This window comes from Aliiroseovarius salicola (assembly GCF_027891095.1).
GTDB classification, from domain to species: Bacteria; Pseudomonadota; Alphaproteobacteria; order Rhodobacterales; family Rhodobacteraceae; genus Aliiroseovarius; species Aliiroseovarius salicola.
Genome location: NZ_JAQIIO010000004.1, coordinates 87801 through 107498, shown reverse-complemented (window position 1 = coordinate 107498; position 19698 = coordinate 87801). Strand labels below are relative to the sequence as shown.

17 protein-coding genes and 1 tRNA gene are annotated in these 19698 nt (G+C 54.5%); 2 read left to right on the top strand and 16 right to left on the bottom strand.

Annotation, left to right across the window (positions count from 1 at the left end; translation table 11 throughout):
- Positions 1-5: 5 nt before the first annotated feature.
- From O2N63_RS08970 to O2N63_RS08945, 6 genes are all read right to left on the bottom strand, one after another.
- Positions 6-419 carry a hypothetical protein gene (locus tag O2N63_RS08970; RefSeq protein WP_271053927.1) on the bottom strand — a complete coding sequence of 138 codons (414 nt, stop codon included), beginning with the start codon at positions 417-419 and terminating at the stop codon, positions 6-8.
- Entirely contained in the window at positions 416-3163 is a 2748-nt protein-coding gene (locus tag O2N63_RS08965) for a class I SAM-dependent DNA methyltransferase (protein ID WP_271053926.1), read from the bottom strand. The genes O2N63_RS08970 and O2N63_RS08965 overlap by 4 nt, the downstream gene beginning before the upstream one ends.
- A 357-nt stretch (positions 3164-3520) precedes the next feature.
- Complete coding sequence (locus tag O2N63_RS08960) at positions 3521-4234, bottom strand: hypothetical protein (RefSeq protein WP_271053925.1); 714 nt, start codon at positions 4232-4234, stop codon at positions 3521-3523.
- 140 nt (positions 4235-4374) lie between these two features.
- Positions 4375-4644, bottom strand: coding sequence for a hypothetical protein (locus O2N63_RS08955; protein ID WP_271053924.1), 270 nt, complete (start codon positions 4642-4644; stop codon positions 4375-4377).
- 435 nt (positions 4645-5079) lie between these two features.
- A tRNA-Thr gene (locus tag O2N63_RS08950) sits at positions 5080-5155 on the bottom strand.
- 40 nt (positions 5156-5195) lie between these two features.
- Positions 5196-6869, bottom strand: coding sequence for an ABC transporter permease (locus O2N63_RS08945; RefSeq protein WP_408629806.1), 1674 nt, complete (start codon positions 6867-6869; stop codon positions 5196-5198).
- Positions 6870-6954: 85 nt separating this feature from the next.
- On the opposite strand from O2N63_RS08945, the gene O2N63_RS08940 reads away from it, so the two are divergent.
- Positions 6955-7830 carry a hypothetical protein gene (locus O2N63_RS08940; RefSeq protein ID WP_271053923.1) on the top strand — a complete coding sequence of 292 codons (876 nt, stop codon included), beginning with the start codon at positions 6955-6957 and terminating at the stop codon, positions 7828-7830.
- A 15-nt stretch (positions 7831-7845) separates the two neighbouring features.
- Here the strand turns inward: O2N63_RS08940 and nadC are convergent, their stop codons facing one another.
- The 4 genes from nadC to O2N63_RS08920 form a co-directional block, all read right to left on the bottom strand.
- Positions 7846-8694, bottom strand: coding sequence for a carboxylating nicotinate-nucleotide diphosphorylase (nadC, locus tag O2N63_RS08935; RefSeq protein WP_271053922.1), 849 nt, complete (start codon positions 8692-8694; stop codon positions 7846-7848).
- Complete coding sequence (locus O2N63_RS08930; RefSeq protein ID WP_271053921.1) at positions 8691-10259, bottom strand: L-aspartate oxidase; 1569 nt, start codon at positions 10257-10259, stop codon at positions 8691-8693. Before O2N63_RS08930 ends, nadC begins: the two co-directional genes overlap by 4 nt.
- A gap of 7 nt (positions 10260-10266) precedes the next feature.
- Complete coding sequence (gene nadA, locus O2N63_RS08925) at positions 10267-11352, bottom strand: quinolinate synthase NadA (RefSeq protein WP_408629798.1); 1086 nt, start codon at positions 11350-11352, stop codon at positions 10267-10269.
- 235 nt (positions 11353-11587) lie between these two features.
- Positions 11588-11848, bottom strand: coding sequence for a DUF2312 domain-containing protein (locus O2N63_RS08920; protein WP_271053920.1), 261 nt, complete (start codon positions 11846-11848; stop codon positions 11588-11590).
- Between the two features lie 142 nt (positions 11849-11990).
- On the opposite strand from O2N63_RS08920, the gene O2N63_RS08915 reads away from it, so the two are divergent.
- Positions 11991-12206, top strand: a complete 216-nt coding sequence (locus tag O2N63_RS08915; RefSeq protein WP_271053919.1) for a hypothetical protein — start codon at positions 11991-11993, stop codon at positions 12204-12206.
- 29 nt (positions 12207-12235) lie between these two features.
- On the opposite strand, the gene O2N63_RS08910 is transcribed toward O2N63_RS08915, so the two are convergent.
- From O2N63_RS08910 to O2N63_RS08885, 6 genes are all read right to left on the bottom strand, one after another.
- A complete protein-coding gene (locus O2N63_RS08910) occupies positions 12236-14329 on the bottom strand; it encodes a 3-hydroxyacyl-CoA dehydrogenase NAD-binding domain-containing protein (RefSeq protein WP_271053918.1) in 2094 nt (697 codons plus the stop codon).
- Positions 14330-14553: 224 nt separating this feature from the next.
- Positions 14554-14868, bottom strand: coding sequence for a TraR/DksA family transcriptional regulator (locus tag O2N63_RS08905; RefSeq protein ID WP_271053917.1), 315 nt, complete (start codon positions 14866-14868; stop codon positions 14554-14556).
- Positions 14869-14960: 92 nt separating this feature from the next.
- The gene (locus tag O2N63_RS08900; RefSeq protein WP_271053916.1) at positions 14961-16040 is read right to left on the bottom strand and encodes a FliM/FliN family flagellar motor C-terminal domain-containing protein; all 1080 of its coding nucleotides are present in this window, start codon (positions 16038-16040) and stop codon (positions 14961-14963) included.
- Positions 16041-16195: 155 nt separating this feature from the next.
- Positions 16196-18895 carry an ATP-binding protein gene (locus O2N63_RS08895; protein WP_271054207.1) on the bottom strand — a complete coding sequence of 900 codons (2700 nt, stop codon included), beginning with the start codon at positions 18893-18895 and terminating at the stop codon, positions 16196-16198.
- Between the two features lie 5 nt (positions 18896-18900).
- Positions 18901-19191 carry a hypothetical protein gene (locus tag O2N63_RS08890; protein ID WP_271053915.1) on the bottom strand — a complete coding sequence of 97 codons (291 nt, stop codon included), beginning with the start codon at positions 19189-19191 and terminating at the stop codon, positions 18901-18903.
- A 6-nt stretch (positions 19192-19197) separates the two neighbouring features.
- A complete protein-coding gene (locus tag O2N63_RS08885) occupies positions 19198-19638 on the bottom strand; it encodes a response regulator transcription factor (RefSeq protein WP_271053914.1) in 441 nt (146 codons plus the stop codon).
- Positions 19639-19698 lie beyond the last annotated feature (60 nt).

Sequence of the window (19698 nt, the reverse complement as noted above, 5' to 3'; positions counted from 1 at the left end):
TTACCTTACAATTTGTATTTCTCGAGCAATGGCAAAAGCTTCTGAGGGACACGTCGCCAACTGCGGCTACCCTTCTCCACCCACACAATGGAATTCGAGGCTTCCGTATACCCATTCACCAACATTTCCTCACGCAAAGCATCATGAGGATAGACGTAGACATCCTCATCTTGACGGAATGCAATATACAGCCCTTTCCCATAGTATTTTTCGTGGAATGTCATTCGCCCCTTAAGCTGAATTCGCAACATGCTTTCGCCATCAATATGCAAGGCAATGAAATCCGCTCCATTGTAATCGTCGGAAAGCCTGATGGAATTATAGCCATAATCCGCCAAACGCGCCGCTACCTTTTGGAAGTTGTAGTTTTCCTTTTGACGATCATTGAGATCTTTGTAATCGACGCGAACCTTCTTCATTCCGCCACCTTCGTCGTCATCTTGGTATAAAGCTCGAACAGTTTTTCCAGCCGTTCTGTGTCGTTGCGGAAGCGGCGGCCTATGTAGATGCGTTCCAGCACTTCGTCGTTGCGATCGTGGGCGGCTCGGAGGTTTTCGGGCATGGCGTCTGGTTTGTAGAGGTCGGCGATCGTAGCGGGGAAATGCGCCTCGCGGGCCAAGAGGATGTCTTCGGCGCAGCGGGTTAGATCGGCCTTGTTTTTCTCGGTCAATTTGGGGACTGGAAAGGTGTTCCAGCCCAGGGTATTGGAATAGCTGAAGCGCATTTCCAACCGCACGCAGACCGTACCGATCCAGACCCAATGTAAGCGCGAGGCTATCAGCGCCATGTTCCAGAGCGGGGCATCGTAGAGGGCGAAGTTTCGGTCGCCGATGATAGAACCAGTGGTCAAGTATTCCACGGGCAAAAATGGGCGGTGTTCTGAACTAACACGTGGGGTTACAATCACTGTCCGATCGGCACTTCGGGGCGTTTTGAATTGATGGGGCCTGCTTGCCAGACTACGAGCGTAAGCGTCTTTACTACTTAATCGCGCCGCTTTCACTTTTTCGATCTGCGCATCCAAAGCTGCAATACTTCTCGCTTGATCTAGATCATCATCATCAATCCATACGCAATACCTTGGTTCGCCGTTGATGAGTTCCTTCGATCCAAGAAACCGCTTGATAAACTTATTCTTCGCGCCTGATGGTAGCTTCAAAGCCTCCAGCTCGGCTGAGGAAAGTGTCAGGTGGCCTCCATCGTCGGCCTTATTGCCAAAGTCCATCGTACTGACCTCCGTAAGAGGTTTCATCGCTTTTCCCACGATTACGTTAGGGGCAGAAATCAAGTAGGCGTTAATGTTCTCCACCTCTTTCATCACTGCTTCACCTTCGGCATTCAGGCTGTAAATCCTGCGCGTTTGGTTCGTCATGTTTGACACGGCAATGATGGCCACAGTTACACCTGCATTGTGGCTGGCGAGGTTGGCCCATTTGAACGAGGTATGGGCAAAGCTGATATGATGGCCCGTGGCAAAGATTGCGGGCCAGAGGATCGGCACCTGCTGCCCCTGACAGATGGAATTGGTGGACACGAAGGCGGCGGTGCAATCGGTGTGCTGGCCGAAATCGGCGGCTTTCATAAACCAACCTGCCACATAGTCCAGCGACTTCCAGCTTTTCACCCGCCCGTCAAAGATCGCTTTCAGGTCTTCTTTCTGTTCTTTGCTTTGCCAAGTGGATCCAAGATAAGGCGGGTTGCCGCAGATATAGGTCTCGCCCCCTTCGTTCTTGAAATCCATCTGCGCCTGTTCCAGCGGGGACATGAATAGGTCATCCGCTTGAAACTTCACGGCTCTCGAAGTCGGGGGGCAAATGCTCAGCCAATCGAGCCGCAAGGCGTTGCCCTGAGTAATCCAGTTCTCTGCATCAAGCGGTAGGAAGGCCGCCAGCGCGTCCTTGTGCCCGCGATAAGTCACGTCGCATTGGTATTCTGCGATGATCAGGGCAAGGCGGGCGATCTCAGCCGGAAAATCGCGCAGCTCGATCCCACGAAAATTGGTCAGGGGGATCTCAGAACGACGATCCGGTTGGCCACAAAAAGCATTCACCTTCGCCTCAATTGCGCGCATTTCCTTATAGGCGATGACAAGGAAGTTGCCCGAACCGCAAGCCGGATCAAACACGCGGATTTTCGACATGCGTTTGCGCAGATTGTCGAGCTTCCGCTTGTTATCGCCCGCCGCCTCAAGCTGCGCGTTCAGGTCATCGAGGAAGAGCGGGTTCAGCACCTTCAGGATGTTGGGTACAGAGGTGTAGTGCATCCCCAAAGCGCCGCGTTCCTCATCATCCGCCACAGCTTGGATCATGGAGCCGAAGATGTCGGGATTGATTTTGGTCCAATCAAGCGAGCCGATATGCACAAGGTACGACCGCGCGATCTTAGAGAACGTGGGTGCCTCGGTGCTGCCCGAGAATAGCCCCCCGTTCACATAGGGGAAGACCTCTGCCCAGCGGGGCAGGTTTGCAGTAGCCCGGTCCTCAATGGCCGTGTTCATGGCGCGGAACAGTTCCGAGATAACTTCGTGCGTGTTCGAGCTGTCCTTGTCGGACATCTGTGTGACAGTGGAGGTGAACAGGTCTTCGCCGTTCAGAATTGAGGTGTCCTCGGCAAAGAACAGAAAGATCAGCCGCGCCATGAAGTGGTTCATGTCATGGCGGCGTTCTGCCGTGCCCCAATCGGGGTTGGTTTTCAAAAGTTCGACATAGAGGCGGTTGAGGCGACCTGTTGCCTTGATGTCAAACGAGCTTTCGCGGATCTGTTTGACCGTCGAGATGCCCGCGAGCGGCAGGAAGAAACCGAAGTGGTCGGGGAAGTCCTTGAAGTCACAGGCAATCGTTTCACCTGAATTCAGATCCTCTGCCTCAAGCGTTTGGCCATCGGTGGCAAGGATGAACTTGGCTTTGGCTTTGGTAGTTGCTGGACTTGCTTTGAGTTCCGCCAATGTCTCTGACACGGAGCCTGCGGGGCAGGTCTTTACGTGGATGTTATTGGTCTGCAGTACGCCATTCAAATCGGACTTGTTTGATGCACCAGTCCGCAAGCGCTTGAGAGTGGTCTGTTTGTTTCCAAAGGCGAGCAAGAAGTCGTAAGGAAATTCAATCGCGTCAAACGGTTGCTCGGCCAATTCGGTGATGGCTTCTTCAATCTCAACGGCGTTCACGACAGGTTGTCTCCACTCGAAATTCACTTTTGTAAATTGCTAGCACCTCTTTGACCGGTGCGCACCCTCAAAACAGTCTATGCGTGTAGGAGTTGCCCGCAATTCGTTTGGCTCAAGACGCGGAGCATAATGCTGTCCGTTGCTTTACCCTGAAAATTTTCTCGCGGGGTCCAATAACAAATACCAAGCAGATGGCCGGAGTGCCCCTAGGGGTGGGGTGGTGTCCCCGTCTCAGTCAGCGCATACCTCAGTCACTCTTGCCAATATCATGTCAGAACAACAGATGTACCAAATCGCATGTACGCATTGACTTGGTCGACTTCTAATGGCGTGAATTGCAGTAGAAGATAAGTTGCATTAATTGCTATGCGCGGTATGCAATCTGACTTTCATTTTTCCCCACCGTTCACAGAACTTGACCACACGAGAAACCGTTTCGTGATCCGGGTTTAACACGAAGAAGGTGCGCGGACTATAAGCTGTGGCTCGCACTGCCATGCTCGGTACGCCAAAATTGCCAAGCCAATGGTCGACCTCTGCGTCATGACCTCCAGCCCTTCGAGTGTTGTGGTGGTAGATCACAGCGCAGCGCCCGTCCGCCAACGTCTGCACTTCGTTCAACGGTATTTGCTTGCCGTACTTTGCTGACCTCTTTCTTGTGTCCGCGTCATCTACGATACCATTGTCAGGATCCGCAAAGACGATGTCACAACCTGAGACTTCGCGGAGAGCACGATCAAACCAAGTTCGCCTCCAATCGCGCCTCAGGCGCGCGGGAACAACACCACTATCAACGCTGTTTCCAACGGATACAGCACCGGGCAGCGTGGGCAGCAGCGAGCTAACAGTGCGGGCGCTGACCACCACTTTTCGCAAGTGATCATACAGATCAGGATCGAGATACCTGTATCTCTCTGGCTGAGAGAGATATTTAACGTGGCGACCATCATTATTGTGGTCTTCGTCGGGGAACCGATACCAGACCACACCAGTTTGCCGACCTTTTCCCAATGCCCTGAGCAGTCCGAGCTTCACATAATCTCCGACATCACCCGCGTATCGGTCCTGCATGTTGCCCTCACCATGTTAGGTTGCTTGCACAAGACATGGCAAAATCTGGTCATCAAAGATAGGTCATTGATGGCAATCGGTGGTATCCTCTGCCTCAGTCAGCGTCATAGTCATACGCCAGTCAGCGCGTCAGCGGCGTATCACTTAAACACTTGCCTTGCCACCTGACTGAACTCCTCATGCCACTCTTCCGCAGCGGCGGCGGCGGTCACAATCATCTTCATAATCGCGGCCCTGTCAGTCGCGTCGCCTCCTTCCTCCTCCGAGAAATTGATGTGAGCAAAGGTGAGCGCGTAACCCAACATGCGAGCGACGTGTTCGCGCTTAGGGTTCTCTATTCCCTCGTCACGCAGAAGTTCGCCGCAGAGCAGGTAGACTTTCTCCGGTGACGGGGTGTCATCAAGCATCATCTTTCCCTCCATTATGATCGTTCCGCATGATCCGTGCACATGCTCTGAAGGGTGTCGAGAGTGCTTTGGCTGGCCGTAACATTTCATTTCGCGGTGAAACGTCCACAAAATCACCGATGATGGAAAAGGTATTAAGTTTGCCATATGTCGGGCCATGCGATTTACGCGCGGCGGTCAGCACCAAAAGTTCCAAAACTGGCATCGGAGCCACTCGCGGGAATGTGATCCTGAAGGCAATCTTGGCCAAGTTCATAGGCCGACGTGGTGAGGAAAGTGGTAACGAATATACAGAAGACAATGATTGCACGCCAAATCAGCGCTTATTCGGGGTGATTTGTCCCCCATTTGTCCCCCAAAAGCCAAAATCCACGACCATCTCATGGCCAATAATACGCGCATTTCTCGTATAAGCATTTGATTATATATGAGGTTATCTGGTGCCCCCACACGGACTTGAACCGCGGACCTACTGATTACAAATCAGTTGCTCTACCAGCTGAGCTATAGGGGCACGGGCACTCCTTTACGAGAACTCGGCCGAGGGTTCAAGCCTATTTCCCCGCACGCGCCAACATTGCGACCGCGATTAGTCCGACAGTGATCACCATAATCGCCGGAGGTGCGGCCTGCTCGAGCTGTTCAAGAGAGGCTTGTTCGTAAACACGGGTCGCCAAAGTACCGTAATTAAAGGGGCGCAGAAGCAATGTGGCTGGCAATTCCTTCACACTGTCGACGAAAACCAGAAGCAAAGCAGTGCCAACTGATCCGCGGATCAGAGGGACATAAACTTCCGTCAGCGCGCCGCGCGCGTTGCGCCCCAGAGAGCGTGCCGCCATTGGAAGGCTTGGAGAGACCCGTCCGAACGCAGCATCCGCAGCCCCCTGGGCGATTGCAAAGAATCGCACACAATAGGCGTAGATCACCGCAAATGCCGTACCCGTCATGACAAGTCCCGGATCCCAGCCTGAGACAGCCAGAACGGTATCTGCTGCGAAATTGTCCGCCGCTGCCATCGGGATAAGTATTCCAACCCCTAAAACAGCACCTGGCGCCGCATAGCCAATGGTTGTCAGGGGCATGAGCTTACGCGGCAACTGACGACCGGTCATACGCACACCGTAGACCAGAAACAAAGCTCCGATCACCGTGATCAGGGCTGCGGCCCCTCCGACCGTCAGCGTATGGAGAAGAGCCGACATGAGTCCGTTTGAGAACCAGAATTCAGGTTTGTTTATCGCGTGATACAAGAGCACACCGACAGGCATTACAAAACCAACGACAAATGGTACAGCGCATAGCGCAAGGCACATGAATGCAGAAAACCCGGTCAGGCGACGCGGTGCAACCGGGCGGCTCTGTCGAGAGGTCCGATAGAAGCGCGAGCGTGAACGGCCGACTTTTTCAAGTGCTGCGAGAAGAAACACGAACCCAAGAATGACCAGCGCAATCTGTGCTGCCCCACCCGCGTTATGGCTTTCAAGCCAGATCGAGAAAATCCCGGTGGTCAGGGTCTGAACCGCAAAGAAATCCACCACGCCAAAGTCGGACAAGGTTTCCATCATCACAATCGCAACACCTGCTGCAATTGCCGGGCGGGCAAGAGGAAGACCAACGCGCCAGAACCGAGCAAAGGGCCCTGCCCCCAACGCGCGGGCAACTTCATAGGCATCCCCGGATTGCTCTCGCAAAGCAGTGCGCGCCAGCAAGAACACATAAGGGTTCAGTGCGGCGGTCAGAACCACTATGGCCGCCCAACGTGATCGAATCTCGGGAAACCAGTAGTCACGCGAGCTCTCCCAGCCGAACAGGTTGCGCAATCCGGTCTGCACTGGTCCGGCATATTCGAGGAAATCCACCATCGCATAGGCGCCCACATAGGCCGGTATCGCGAGCGGTGTCAGCAAGAGCCACTGCATCCAGCGCGACCCCCAGAAACGGTACATGGTCAGCATCCAGGCTGATCCCATCCCGATCGCTGCGGACAGCACGCCTACCGATATGCAAATGACCAAAGTATTGATGGTATAGCGAGGCAATGTGGTGGCCATCAGGTGCGGCCAGGCGTTTTCCTCGGGAGTTAGAGCCATCCAGATAATCGACAGAATAGGCATCATGACCAGCGCAGCAATAAAGGCAGCACCTATCGACCATGGAGAAATTCGCCATCTGTGCAGCGAAGATTTCACAATGCCTGATCTGGAAGGCTGAGTATTTTGCTCGGTCATAAACAGCCCATAAACCAATTCGGGTTTAACTGTCCAGAAAAGCGCCATATGTTTGTGAAAACCAGTCAAAAGGACGCAGCAGGGAATGAAGATCTCTTTCCAAATCGGATCACATTGCACCGATGACGACCAACTGCTGCGCTCTCTCTTGAAGAACGCAGGTGTTCTTGCTCAGGAAGGAGTCTGCGTTCCCGGTCCCAACCGCTATCGAAGAATGCTGGCTGATGTCTTGAACAAGTTGGACGGCGAAAAGGCAGATCTCGACACTCAAGAGATGCTGATCGAGCATTTTGTAGATCTGGATGACGCGGAACGTATTGTATTTGGTCACGACAATTTTCTTGGGGCCCCGTTCCGGGCGTTGGAAGGCGGGGCGCTTTACCCATTGGCACAGCGTAATACACGTCGCATTCGCAATCTTTTTAACAAGCATCAGGTCGAGTTTTTCATGGGGATGCGGGATATTGCGACCCTGATACCGGCACTTGCCTCAAAAGTTCCGGAAGATCAGCTTTCCAAGCTTCTTGAAGATGTGAATCCCCGCACCCTTTTTTGGTCCGATACCATCTACTCTATTCGCGAGGCAAATCCGGATACTCCCATCACAGTTTGGTGCAACGAGGACACCCCCCTGATTTGGCCCGAAGTCATGCATGAGATTGCCGGGCTTGACCCCCAGATCCGCCTCAAAGGCGGATTGGACATTCTCATGAAAATCATGGCCAGAGAAGGGATGAAGCGGCTTCGGGCCTACATGCACACCCACCCGATCCATAGTGAGATCCAACGCCGTCGTGTCCTGTCGGCCTTTCTGGACAAATTCGCACTGGAAGAGGAAATCGAAGAGGAAATCACCCTCCCCGGCTGGACTGAAGAGCTTATGGATGAATTATCACGCGCTTATGATGATGACATGCATGAAATCAAGTCGATCCCGGGAGTGACACTTCTGACTGGGTAAGGGGCTGGCGCGTTCTCAGAAATCCAGACCCAAATCCACGGTGCGCGCTGAATGGGTCAAGGCGCCAGATGAAATGTAGTCTACGCCGGTCGCTGCAATTGAGGCAATCCGGTCCAAGGTCACGTTGCCACTGGCCTCGGTCTTGATCCGCCCATCAACCATTTTAACGGCCTCACGCAACATATCATTGTCCATATTGTCGAGGAGCACGACAGATGCCCCGCCCACGTCAAGCGCTTCAGCCAACTGGTCCAGCCTGTCTACTTCGATCTCCACCGCCATCATATGGCTCGCATGAGCTTTCGTGGCCTCTAGCACCTGACGCACACCGCCAGCTGCAGCGATGTGATTGTCCTTGATCAGGATCGCGTCAGACAGCGAATAGCGATGATTGAAGCCTCCGCCATGCAACACGGCCAGTTTCTCGACCAGCCGAAGACCGGGTGTGGTTTTGCGCGTGCAGGTAACGCGAGCGGCGGTGCCCTTGGTCTCGGCCACAAATCCTGAGGTTTTGGTGGCAATTCCGGTCAGTCGTCCGGCGAAATTAAGAGCAACGCGCTCACCCGACAGGATCGAAGCGGCCGATCCCTTGATTTCCATCAGCGTGTCGCCCTTTTTGCACGGCTGGCCATCGGCGATATGGGTCACGATCTCAAGCGATGGGTCTACCAATCGAAATGCCAGAGCGGCGATTTGCATACCCGACACGACTGCATCTTCGCGGGCATTCAGTCGCGCGTCATAATTGGTGTCTGCCGGGATCACAGCGCGGGTCGTCACGTCACCATAGCTGCCCAGATCCTCCATCAAGGCACCACGCACCATCGGTTCGAGGACGAGATCGGGAACGGAAGCAAAAGTCATTGGGTTTCCTCACAGGCCTGCGCGCGTATTTCGAGCGCCTGGGTCAATGTCATGAATGAACGTTTGCCCGGTCCGGGCACCGGGTCAGGATAGTCTGAACGCTCATGTGCACCGCGGCTCTCACGCCGCTCACGCGCGCCCGCTGCAATCAGTGTGGCGGTGGCACACATATTGCGAAACGCCAAGGAATGTGACTGGTCAGCTTCCAGCGTTGCGATATTTCGCAGGGCGCGTGTCAAACCCGTTTCATCCCGTACCACGCCAACCAGATCGGTCATGGTACGGCGCAGCGCCATGACGGCCGCCTCTTCGGGCGCAGTGCCCCCGGGTTCAAAACGAATATCCACAGGGGCTGCATCGGATTTGATATCAATCGATTGCATAATGTTGTCAGCACAGAGGCGCGCATAGACAAGAGCTTCCAGCAACCCGTTTGAGGCCAATCGGTTAGCCCCGTGCAATCCGGTTGAAGATGCCTCACCACAGACCCACAACCTTTCCAGCGACGCCCGTCCATTTTCATCGGTGGCAATCCCACCCATATGGTAGTGCGCGGCGGGAGCAACTGGAATAGGGTCAACCGCCGGGTCAATGTCATTTCGGGCACAATATTCCGCAACCGAAGGAAACTGGGTCTTGATTTCTTCACCCAGAGCCGCACGGGTGTCGAGCATTGGCCGATTGCCCGCCTGCACTTCGGCAAAAATCGCACGGGCCACCACGTCCCGCGGAGCAAGTTCGGCGTCCGGGTGAATGGCCGGCATGAAACGATGGCCATGCTTGTTGATCAGAATGGCCCCTTCTCCGCGCAACGCTTCCGTGGCCAGGGGCGCTGGGTCCTCACCCACATCCATTGCGGTCGGGTGGAATTGGACAAATTCTGCATCAGCAATTTCAGCGCCCGCGCGGGCCGCCATACCGATCACCTGACCGCGTATACGCGGCGGATTGGTGGTGAGCGCATAAAGCCCGCCGGAGCCCCCGCCCGCCAGAAGATAGGCCACGCCACGCAACATGACAGGGGCCGAACGATTGTCATCACTTTGCGTGACCGCCACTCCGGTTATGCATCCGTCTGACACGTCGAGATCCACGGCCATCGTGCCCTGCAACACCTGAACCGAGGGAGTTTCACGCACTTGTTCGATAAGCGCCGCCATGATCTCTGCCCCGGCCTGATCACCTTTCACTCGCACCACCCGGGCAAAACTGTGCGCAGCCTCGCGCGACAGCACATATTCTCCATCTTCAGTGCGATCAAAAGGCGTGCCGAGCGTGGTCAGGTCAATGATATGCTGACGAGCCTCACGCGTGACCATGCGCGCCACGTCCGCATCAACGGTGCCAGCCCCAGCGCGCTCGGTATCGCCCGCATGGCTCTCCGGGCTGTCTTCGACATCCATCGCCGCGGCCACACCACCTTGCGCCCATGCAGAGCTTGCTCCTTCCCCCAAAGGTTCAGGCGAGATCACCACAACCGGGCATGGCGCCAGTTTCAGCGCCGCATAAAGCGCCCCCATCCCAGCGCCGATAATGACGATACGATTGGTGGAGATCTCTTGCATTGGTTTGTCAGATGCCCAATTTGCGCGACAGATCGATCATGCGCTCAACAGAACGACGCGCTTTTTTGGCCATTTCAGGATCGACTTCTACCTGATTGTCCATGGTATGGAGCACATAAAGCACTTTTTCGAGCGTGATTTTCTTCATGTATGGGCACATGTTACAGGGACCGACGAACTCCACCTCAGGCAGTTCATCCGCAATATTCGAGGCCATCGAACATTCGGTGATCAACATCGCCATTTCCGGTTTGTTGTCGGTCACGTATTTGATGATCCCGCTGGTGGACCCGGAATAATCGGCCTCAGCCACAACATCCGGCGTGCATTCCGGGTGGGCAATCAGATGTGTTCCCGGGTTCCATTCGCGGAAATCACGCAGATCCTGCGCGGTGTATTGTTCATGCACGATGCAGGAACCGGGCCAGTACACTACATTCTTGTGGCTTTCATTGGCCACGTTCTGGGCAAGGTACTGATCCGGCGTCATGATCACGGTGTCGCTTTCCATCGCATTCACGATCTGAACGGCATTGGATGACGTGCAACAGATATCAGAGGCTGCTTTCACTTCAGCTGTCGTGTTCACATAGGACACAACCGGCGCCCCGGGATATTTCGCCCGCATTTCCTCGACACCCTCGGCGGTGATGCTTTCTGCCAGGGAACACCCTGCCTGCATGTCCGGCATCAATACTGTTTTCTCGGGGCTCAGAATCTTGGAAGTTTCAGCCATGAAATGTACGCCACACTGGACGATCACATCCGCCTCGACTTCAGTTGCCTTGATTGCCAACTGCAAGCTGTCACCAACAAAATCCGATACACCATGGAAAATTTCTGGCGTCATATAGTTGTGGCCCAGGATTACGGCATCGCGCTCTTTCTTGAGCTCGTTGATCGCCTTCACATAGGGCGCGTAGATCGCCCAATCTGCTGGCGTGATCACCCGGTTCATCCGTTCATAGATGTCGGGCATTGAGGCGGCGAGCTCTGGCGAGGGCGCAAGGTCATAGTGGCTGGTGAGCGTGGAACGAACGAGCGAAAGATCGAGCAACGGGATATTCTCCGTGATTGAGCGTTGCCGCTGCATATACAATTTCCCACGCGGCCACAGCAAAAATATGGACTTTTTCCCGGAGAATTCAAGATTTCGCTCTGCGAGCGCAAACAGGAAGTCGTGCTTGGGAAACAAGTAGTGTAAATTTTCTCCTCCTGATTGTGTTCAACCTGAATTTGGAAGTGAAATCTGCGCAAACATGAAAAGCGACGCTACAGAATCCCGTAGCGTCGCAAAAAATACTTCAAATTTGTCCAACAATGACCGCTCAGGTCATGCCGAGGGCCTCTTTGTACATTTCTAATACCGCTTCTTCTTCGGCGATATCGTCTTTGTCGCGTTTACGCAACGCGATCACCTTGCGCATGACTTTGGTGTCATAGCCGCGTGATTTCGCTTCGGCCATAACCTCTTTCTGCTGTTCGGCGATGTCTTTTTTCTCAAGCTCAAGCCGTTCGAAACGCTCGACAAACTGGCGAAGCTCGTCTGCGGTCACACGGTAGCTCGTGTCGGGATTATAGTCGTCCATCCTGTCCTCTCGGGCGTCTGAATTGTATCTCTTGTCTATGTCAGTGGTCATGAGTACCGACAAGCGCGCGCCCCTTCAAGGGGTTGCGCGCGACGCCCATGCGGGTTAGGCGCATTGCCACCGAGAAAGACGAGGATAGAAGATGGATTGGCTGATTATAATCGGGGCGGTGGTGTCCCTTGTCGGTCTGGTTGGGCTGGTAACAAGCGCGTTGAAGGTCATGAAAGCCAAACGCGCCGGTCTTGACGATGCCGAACTTCGCGCCCGCATCCAGAAAGCGATGGTTCTGAACATGGGGGGCCTTGCCCTTTCTGTGCTGGGCTTGATGTGCGTGATCCTGGGAATTTCGCTGTCGTAAATCGCGCGGGTGGCGCGCTCCCATCGGACTTATGCGCCGTTTAGATCCGAGAAGTGGCGCCCGTTTTTGATCAGCTCCGCAAAGATCGGACTTGGCTTCCAAAACTCAGGTTCTTCGGGCTGGTAGGATTTCAAGGCATTTTCCACCGCCAAAAGCCCGTTTTGGTCGGCCCACATCATTGGACCCCCACGATGGCGGGGGAAGCCATAACCATACAGTTTTGCCACATCGACATCTGAAGGGCGCAAAGCCACCCCTTCCTCAACCAGTCGCGCACCTTCGTTGGCCATGGCCGACAAGCAACGCATCTGAATTTCCTCAACAGAAAACGCGCGTGGGGTGATGTCCTTTGCGGCACGTTCCTGTGCGATGATGGTCAACACATCCGGGTTTTCCACCGGGCCACTCTCACCACCATAAATGTAGTATCCCCGGCCGGTTTTCTGACCAAACCACCCTTGCTCACAGATCCTGTCGCCAATCGCGACATAGCGTTCTTTTGGGTCACGCGTTTCGGCCAGACGTTTGCGTCGCGCCCAGGAAATATCAAGCCCAGCCATGTCCAAGACCTGATAAGGCCCGACAGGGAAGCCAAAATCACGCATGGCAGCGTCGATCTCAGCAGGTGATGCGCCCTCTTCCAGCATGAAGTCTGCGGCCAACCTGTAGGACGCCAAGACACGATTGCCGATGAAACCATCAGCCACCCCGGCCCGTACCGGCACCTTGCGCAGCTTCTTGGCCAATGCAAAGCCAGTTGCCACCACATCCTTATGGGTTTTTGCCCCGACAACGATCTCAAGCAGCTTCATGATGTGGGCAGGCGAAAAGAAGTGATAACCAACCACATCCTCGGGGCGTGAAATCGTGTCAGCCAACGCATTGATGTCGAGATATGAGGTATTGGTCGCCAGAATGGCACCCGGTCGCATCACCTGATCAAGCTGGGCAAACACCCCGCGCTTGACCTCTTCGTCCTCGAACACAGCTTCTATCACCAGATCAACCTGACCCAGATCCTGCATTTCAGTTGTACCGTTCAGCTGCTCCATGCGGTTCTGGCGGGTGGTTTCATCAATCCGTCCTTTTTTAACAGAACGCTCGTAGTTCTTTTCAATCTTGGAAATGCCCGCCTGAAGGCCTTCGACATTTCGTTCAACGAGGGTCACGGGGAAACCGGCATCCAGACAGGCAATGGCGATCCCGGATCCCATGGTCCCAGCCCCGACCACACCGATGCGGTGAATTTCGCGCAGCTCTGCACCTTTCAACTCCGGCACTTTCGCGGCACGTCGTTCGGCAAAAAACGCATGGCGCAAAGCCTCGGCCTGCGGCCCGGTCTCACATTCATCAAACGCCTGACGTTCCATCGCAATCCCGGCCTCGAAAGGCAGCAATACGGCCGCTTCTACGCAATTGATAATCCTTGGAATATTTGCAAGTGGGCTTTTTGCATGTCGCGTGCGCATTGCAGCGACTTCCGAATTATATTTCGCCACATTCGAGAGCCCATCAACTCTGTCACGGGTCGGACGCGGTCCCGCGCCGTGATCGATCAGGTTTAGCGCCGATGCCAATGCCGCCTGATGCAAGTTTTTCTTAACCGCACGATCAATCAGTCCCAGGGCCTCGGCCGCAGGGGCTGAAACGGGTTTACCACCGATGATCATGTCAAGCGCCTGTGCAGCCCCGACCAGGCGGGGCAATCGCTGTGTTCCCCCCCCTCCGGGCAAAACGCCCAGCCCGACTTCGGGCAACCCCATGCGAGCAGTTTGGTCGGCTATGCGATAGTGGCAAGCCAAAGCCAGTTCAAACCCGCCACCAAGTGCGGTCCCGTGGATCTCTGCGATGACCGGAGTTGGCAAAGCCTCTATTCTGTCACAGATTTTCGACAAGATTGGCGGGGTTCGTGGGCGGCCGAACTCACGCACATCTGCGCCGGCAGGGAAAGTTCGACCCTCAGCACGCAGAATGACTGCTTTTATGTCCGAATTCCGCTCGATCTGTTCGAGGTAATCCCAAAGCCCTTGCCGCACTGAATGGCTCAGAGCGTTTACGGGTGGGTTGTTAATGGTCACAACCGCAACACTATTTTCGAATTCAAGGCTCACCGCTAGGCTCATCATCCCCTCCCGTCGCGCATTGTTCCGATTACCAAACATGGGCTGCACGCTGCAAAGCGTCGAAACATCACTAAGATCACTCCAAATGAGAGGGAGGTGGTACAACTGTCAATGCGCTGACGCCGCAAACGAACCTTTTTCCGACCGATCGGTCGAATTTACAACATATTAACTGGAGACGACCTAAGCTGCCACTGAGCATCCGCCCGGCTCGACCCGAAGTATCAGGCGCATTTCCGACAAAATGGCGTGTGCGGCACAACATCCAACCGCTCTTCCGAGATCTCACTGCCACATTTCACACAGAAGCCGAATTCTCCATCTTCCATCCGTTTCAACGCAGCTTGAATTTTGGAAATCTCCACCTTACCGGACGTTCCCAGACCCTCAAGAACCTCGTCTTCTTCACGCTCGACAGCAAGTTCTTCCCAATCTTTTGATTGGTGGCTGTCCAACTCATCCTCAATCTCATGTAAACGCACATCAAGTTCTTTGAGGCGGTCCTCGAGTATCTTGCGGAATTTGGCCGTATCGGTCATGGGCGTCTCCTTTCATTAGGATGCTGACATTCCGACAGAAAATTGACCTTGATGCAAGTCAAGAGATTGCGATACCGCTCATTGCTAAGTGATCAAAATTCTCCTTTCGCACTCTCGAATTCAGTCCCACCCTGCATTTCTGGCAGCCCATTGATCATTGTCGTCGGGTCCGTTTCGCGTTCCAAATGCGCGTTCTGAAGCTGATCGGATGCAAACGTTCCCGTTGAAAAATCTACCCGAGAACTGTGTGGCAAAGTGCTTTGCCCGCTTGGGACCGGCAAATCCGGCAATTCATCCACATGCGCGGCACGTTCATTGCCTGCCCCTGTTAGTCCCCCCGCCACGGTATGAACCGAAGAGTGCTCTTGGGCAGAAAGCGACAGTTTCAGCCGAACGGCACGATGCCCTGATTTGGCTCCAAGCGAGCCAAAACTGACTCTATCTCCCAGAATATCTTCGACGCTCACCAGATCTATTGCCTCGCGAGGAATTGGAAGCAGCGCCCCGACCTTCAGCGCAGTGATTTCAGCCAATGTCAGTTCACAACGATGCAATACGGCTTCCAATTGCGTTCCTGCCTCCTGAATCACATCTTCAAGCATTCCCGCACCATCCCCGCCATCCTCTTTGGAGGTCCGGCAGGCATCCGGTGGATCGAAAGGAAACAACAACATCAAGCGTCCCTGCTTGGCGTTATTTTCCAGCTCCAACACTGCGTCAAACAGACGATAAGGGATGTCGTCCAACACCATCTGCGCGGCACGCGCATCCTCCAGCGGGTAGGCATAATCATATCCGGACCATGCCGAGACAAGCGCAAGATCCGCGTCCTCTGTTTCATTTTGAAACGCTGACAATACAGCTGAGATAAGGTCAGCACAGATAACCGCGTCAGTCCGCGTTGGGGTGCGTTCCACAGCAGGGGCCGATAGCACACGTCCAATTGCTTGTTTTTCGACAATCCCTGCCGTCAGCTGACAATCAAGCACCGCAAGCCCCAAACGGTCGCCGGGTCCTGAGATCAGAGCCAAAAGTGCATTTTCGGGCCATCGATCATTTACGTCGGACAGCACCATGCGCTGCATGCTCACGGATTTGGCGACAACTTCGAGCTTCATCAGATCATCGCATGCCCTTGCAAATGCAAGTTTCAACGCAAGTTCAGGCGTCATACGCCCAATTTCAGGCGGGGGTCGCCCCTGCCCCGCAAGCCGCTTTTTTACATTATTCCGAACCTGATTGTACATACTTTCGCCTGACACTCCTGCATTCAGAACTGCCAAAACAAGGTTTACAAATTATTGATTTTCAGAAGAAAAATGAGCGTTTACGAAGCCTGTGGCAGCGTAATGCGAAATGCCGCCCCACCCTGACCGGGCAGGTATGAAAGCGACCCGCCCAATTTGTCCATCACCTCGCGACAAATCGCCAGTCCGAGCCCTGCCCCACCAGCCGCTTTCTGATCGGACAGGCGGAAGAATTTTTCAAAGATCATTCCCTGGCTTTCCACAGGGATGCCAGAACCATTGTCAATAAAATCGACACGCAATTCACCGGGGCGCTCGCTCACACGGATCTCAAGCTTCGGACGTGCGGCGTCACAATATTTTGCAGCGTTGGCGATGAGATTGATAAACACCTGTGCCAGTCGATCAGTGTCAGTGTAAAGTTGGGTCTGCTCCGCTTCTCGCACACGTCGTATGGTGATCTCACCTTCGGTTACTGAACTGGTTGCCGCCACCGCACGATCCAGAAGAAGCGAAAGCTTTTCATGCTGGGGATTGAGCTGAACCTGACCATTTTCCAGAACGCTCAGGTCAAGGAGGTCATCAAGTAACCGCGTCAGGCGCACTGCTTCGCCATGGATGATCCTAGCATATTTCCCCTGAGCCTCTTCATCCAGTCCTCCTTCTCGAAGGATTTCGGAAAACGCCCGGATTGAGGTCATTGGCGTGCGCAGTTCATGGCTGATCTGGCTAAGAAACGCATCTTTCTGGATCGACAGTTGGGTCAGTTTTTCGTTCACTTCCGACAGGCGGTGGGCTGTGGTCGTAAGCTCGCTTTGCTGTGCTTCCAGCTGGGACGAATATTCCAGCATTTGCTGCGTTTCATCCGCAACGGCCATCAAGTCTTCCACCGAGACCGATGCGCCACCTACAATCTGACCGACCATGGCATGGGCTGTTGCCGCCCCGACCGAACCGGATAGCTCCCGCTCAAGACGAGAAATGAAATCTGGTGTGATATCAGGAAGGTAGCCATCTTTCCCTTGCTCAACAGCTTGCCGTTGGAACAGAGATTGTGCTTCATCCGCCCCCATGGTCCGCTGTGCCATGATCAGAAGGTCTTCGGCCTCGGCACCGCTATGGGCCCAACTGCGAGCCCGCGCAGAATGTTCGAAAACATTTACAAATTGTGCCCCCTGAAGGCGTTCAAGCGGTGAGGGGAAGGACATCAGGGATACGGTGACAAAGGCGGTCGTGTTGATCAGCATTGACCAAAGAACAGCATGAACAACCGGATCCAGCCCCCCCAACCCAAAAAGCGCTCGCGGGCGCAACCACTCGATCCCCCAAGGCCCCTCAGCCAGCATTTTGGCACTCATGATTCCGGTGTCGCCGAAACTGGGTAGAAAAAGCGTATAGGCCCAGACAACAAATCCCGCGATCAGACCTACCGCCGCCCCGCGGCGTGATGCGCCGCGCCACAAGATCCCGCCCAACAAGGCCGGAAGAGCCTGTGCCACGCCCGTAAACGAAATCAGCCCGATAGCCGCCAACGCCGCTCCACCCCCAGAAAACTGATAGTAAAGATAGCCTAAAAGCAGCACAGCTCCGATTGAGAGACGGCGGGCAGACAGCACCAGGTGGCGAACATCCCCGGACACTGTTGCTTCTTTCCGGGGGCGAACCGACAACCAGATCGGCATCACGATGTGGTTTGACACCATGGTGGAAAGCGCAATCGATGCAACAATCACCATAGAGGTGGCCGAACTGAAGCCACCAAGGAATGACAACATCGCCAGACCTTGCTGATTATAGTAAAGCGGCAGGGTAAGGACATAAAGATCCGGGTTGGCATCTTTTGGAAGGACGGCCAATCCCGCAACGGCAATTGGGATGACAAAGAGGCTGATCAGCAAAAGATACGCCGGGAAGGCCCAGGACGCCGTAGAAAGCTGTTCTTCATCTACATTTTCGACCACCAGCACCTGAAACATCCGGGGCAAGGTCAGGAAGGCGGCGGCAGAGACAAAGGTCAAACCGGCCCAACGGCCTGGATGGATGGTCCAGCTTTCGATCGGGCTTTCTGCAATCATCTGCGAGATTCCAGACAACCCGCCAGCCACCCCCCAAACCACAAAGCTTCCCACAGCCAGAAGAGCCACAAGCTTTACGATCGCTTCCACCGCGATAGCGGTCACCACACCATTGTGCCGCTCATTTGCATCAAGGTTGCGCGTGCCGAAAAGGATTGTGAAAAGTGCCAGACCAATCGCAACCCACAAGGCGGTTGCTGACAGGTCCACCGGGGTCTGGCCACCGGCCCATTCCCCTCCTGCCCAATCGCTCACACCCTGCTCTGCAAATACAGCAAATGATAGGGTAACTGACTGAAGTTGAAGGGCAATATAAGGTGTAGTTCCAACCACTGCCAGAAGTGTAACCAATACGCCCAACCCGTTTGACTTACCATAACGCGAAGAGATCAAATCCGCGATGGAGGTCACCCGCTGGGCGCGCCCAATCCGCACCAGTTTACGCAACAGCCCCCACCAACCGATCATGACCAGTGTCGGCCCCAGATAGATGGTCACATATTCAAGCCCGGATCGCGCCGCGTATCCGACAGCTCCGTAGAAAGTCCAAGCTGTACAATACACAGACAGAGACAGCGTATAGACCAGAGGATTGCCGAGCCAGGTTGCTCCACCATGGCGCGCGCGCTTGTCTGCACCAAAGGCCACCGCAAAAAGAAAAATCACGTAAAGCAGACAAACCAGAACCAGGATATTAAACGGCAATGGCATCAGGGATTACCCTCGCGCCCGGTTTCCTGCTGCTTTTCATTACCACCCTGATCAATGCGATTTCTTCCCATCCCGCGGGACAAGATTGCCGCAATAACGATCAGCACCATCCATGTGACAAAAATAAATATGAGCCATCCGACGGTGTCGTTCCGCCCCTGCCCTGCGGCCAGCAATGGCAACATGAAAAGGACCATGCCAATCCATGGCAATCCCCGAGCCGCATCAGCGATGCGCCGCAGCCGATAGTTCTGTCGTGCCAGAAACAGAGGCTCGCGCGGAAGGCTCATTGCGGCTTACGATCCAACAATCTGACGCAGGTTTTCCAGCACTTCGGCATTAGAAAACGGTTTGGTCATAAACAAGTTGACTCCGAGCCGCTCGGCCAGTTCGCGGTCATTTTTTTGGCCGCGGGCCGTCAGCATCAAAACCGGTATATCTCTTGTTGCAACATCTGCTCGCAAATCCTGCAGGATGTCATATCCAGAGCGACCTGGCAGCATGACATCAAGGATCAAAGCATCCGGCGCCACACGGCGCACCGCTTCAACGGCGGTTTCACCGTTGGAATGCGTGCTGACTGTCCAGCCGTCTCGGCTAAGAATAAAGCTAATGGCTTCAATGATATTGGGCTCATCCTCAATCACCAGAACCTGCCGCGCAGTCCTGCGCGTCTCTTCACTGTCAGAGCCTTTCTCTGCCAGCTGATCTGAATTCCGATCAGTCATTTGTATCATTCATCCTCCCCAACAGACGATCCGGGTCATCTGCCGCACCTGACTATGTGAAAATCCGGC

Excerpts from the sequence above, each read along its gene's own strand:
- O2N63_RS08970 (WP_271053927.1), bottom strand. The coding sequence starts at position 419 with ATGAAGAAGGTTCGCGTCGATTACAAAGATCTCAATGATCGTCAAAAG.
- O2N63_RS08960 (WP_271053925.1), bottom strand. The coding sequence starts at position 4,234 with ATGCAGGACCGATACGCGGGTGATGTCGGAGATTATGTGAAGCTCGGA.
- O2N63_RS08955 (WP_271053924.1), bottom strand. The coding sequence starts at position 4,644 with ATGATGCTTGATGACACCCCGTCACCGGAGAAAGTCTACCTGCTCTGC.
- O2N63_RS08945 (WP_408629806.1), bottom strand. The coding sequence starts at position 6,869 with ATGACCGAGCAAAATACTCAGCCTTCCAGATCAGGCATTGTGAAATCT.
- O2N63_RS08940 (WP_271053923.1), top strand. The coding sequence starts at position 6,955 with ATGAAGATCTCTTTCCAAATCGGATCACATTGCACCGATGACGACCAA.
- nadC (WP_271053922.1), bottom strand. The coding sequence starts at position 8,694 with ATGACTTTTGCTTCCGTTCCCGATCTCGTCCTCGAACCGATGGTGCGT.
- O2N63_RS08930 (WP_271053921.1), bottom strand. The coding sequence starts at position 10,259 with ATGCAAGAGATCTCCACCAATCGTATCGTCATTATCGGCGCTGGGATG.
- nadA (WP_408629798.1), bottom strand. The coding sequence starts at position 11,352 with ATGCAGCGGCAACGCTCAATCACGGAGAATATCCCGTTGCTCGATCTT.
- O2N63_RS08920 (WP_271053920.1), bottom strand. The coding sequence starts at position 11,848 with ATGGACGACTATAATCCCGACACGAGCTACCGTGTGACCGCAGACGAG.
- O2N63_RS08915 (WP_271053919.1), top strand. The coding sequence starts at position 11,991 with ATGGATTGGCTGATTATAATCGGGGCGGTGGTGTCCCTTGTCGGTCTG.
- O2N63_RS08910 (WP_271053918.1), bottom strand. The coding sequence starts at position 14,329 with ATGAGCCTAGCGGTGAGCCTTGAATTCGAAAATAGTGTTGCGGTTGTG.
- O2N63_RS08905 (WP_271053917.1), bottom strand. The coding sequence starts at position 14,868 with ATGACCGATACGGCCAAATTCCGCAAGATACTCGAGGACCGCCTCAAA.
- O2N63_RS08900 (WP_271053916.1), bottom strand. The coding sequence starts at position 16,040 with ATGACGCCTGAACTTGCGTTGAAACTTGCATTTGCAAGGGCATGCGAT.
- O2N63_RS08890 (WP_271053915.1), bottom strand. The coding sequence starts at position 19,191 with ATGAGCCTTCCGCGCGAGCCTCTGTTTCTGGCACGACAGAACTATCGG.
- O2N63_RS08885 (WP_271053914.1), bottom strand. The coding sequence starts at position 19,638 with ATGATACAAATGACTGATCGGAATTCAGATCAGCTGGCAGAGAAAGGC.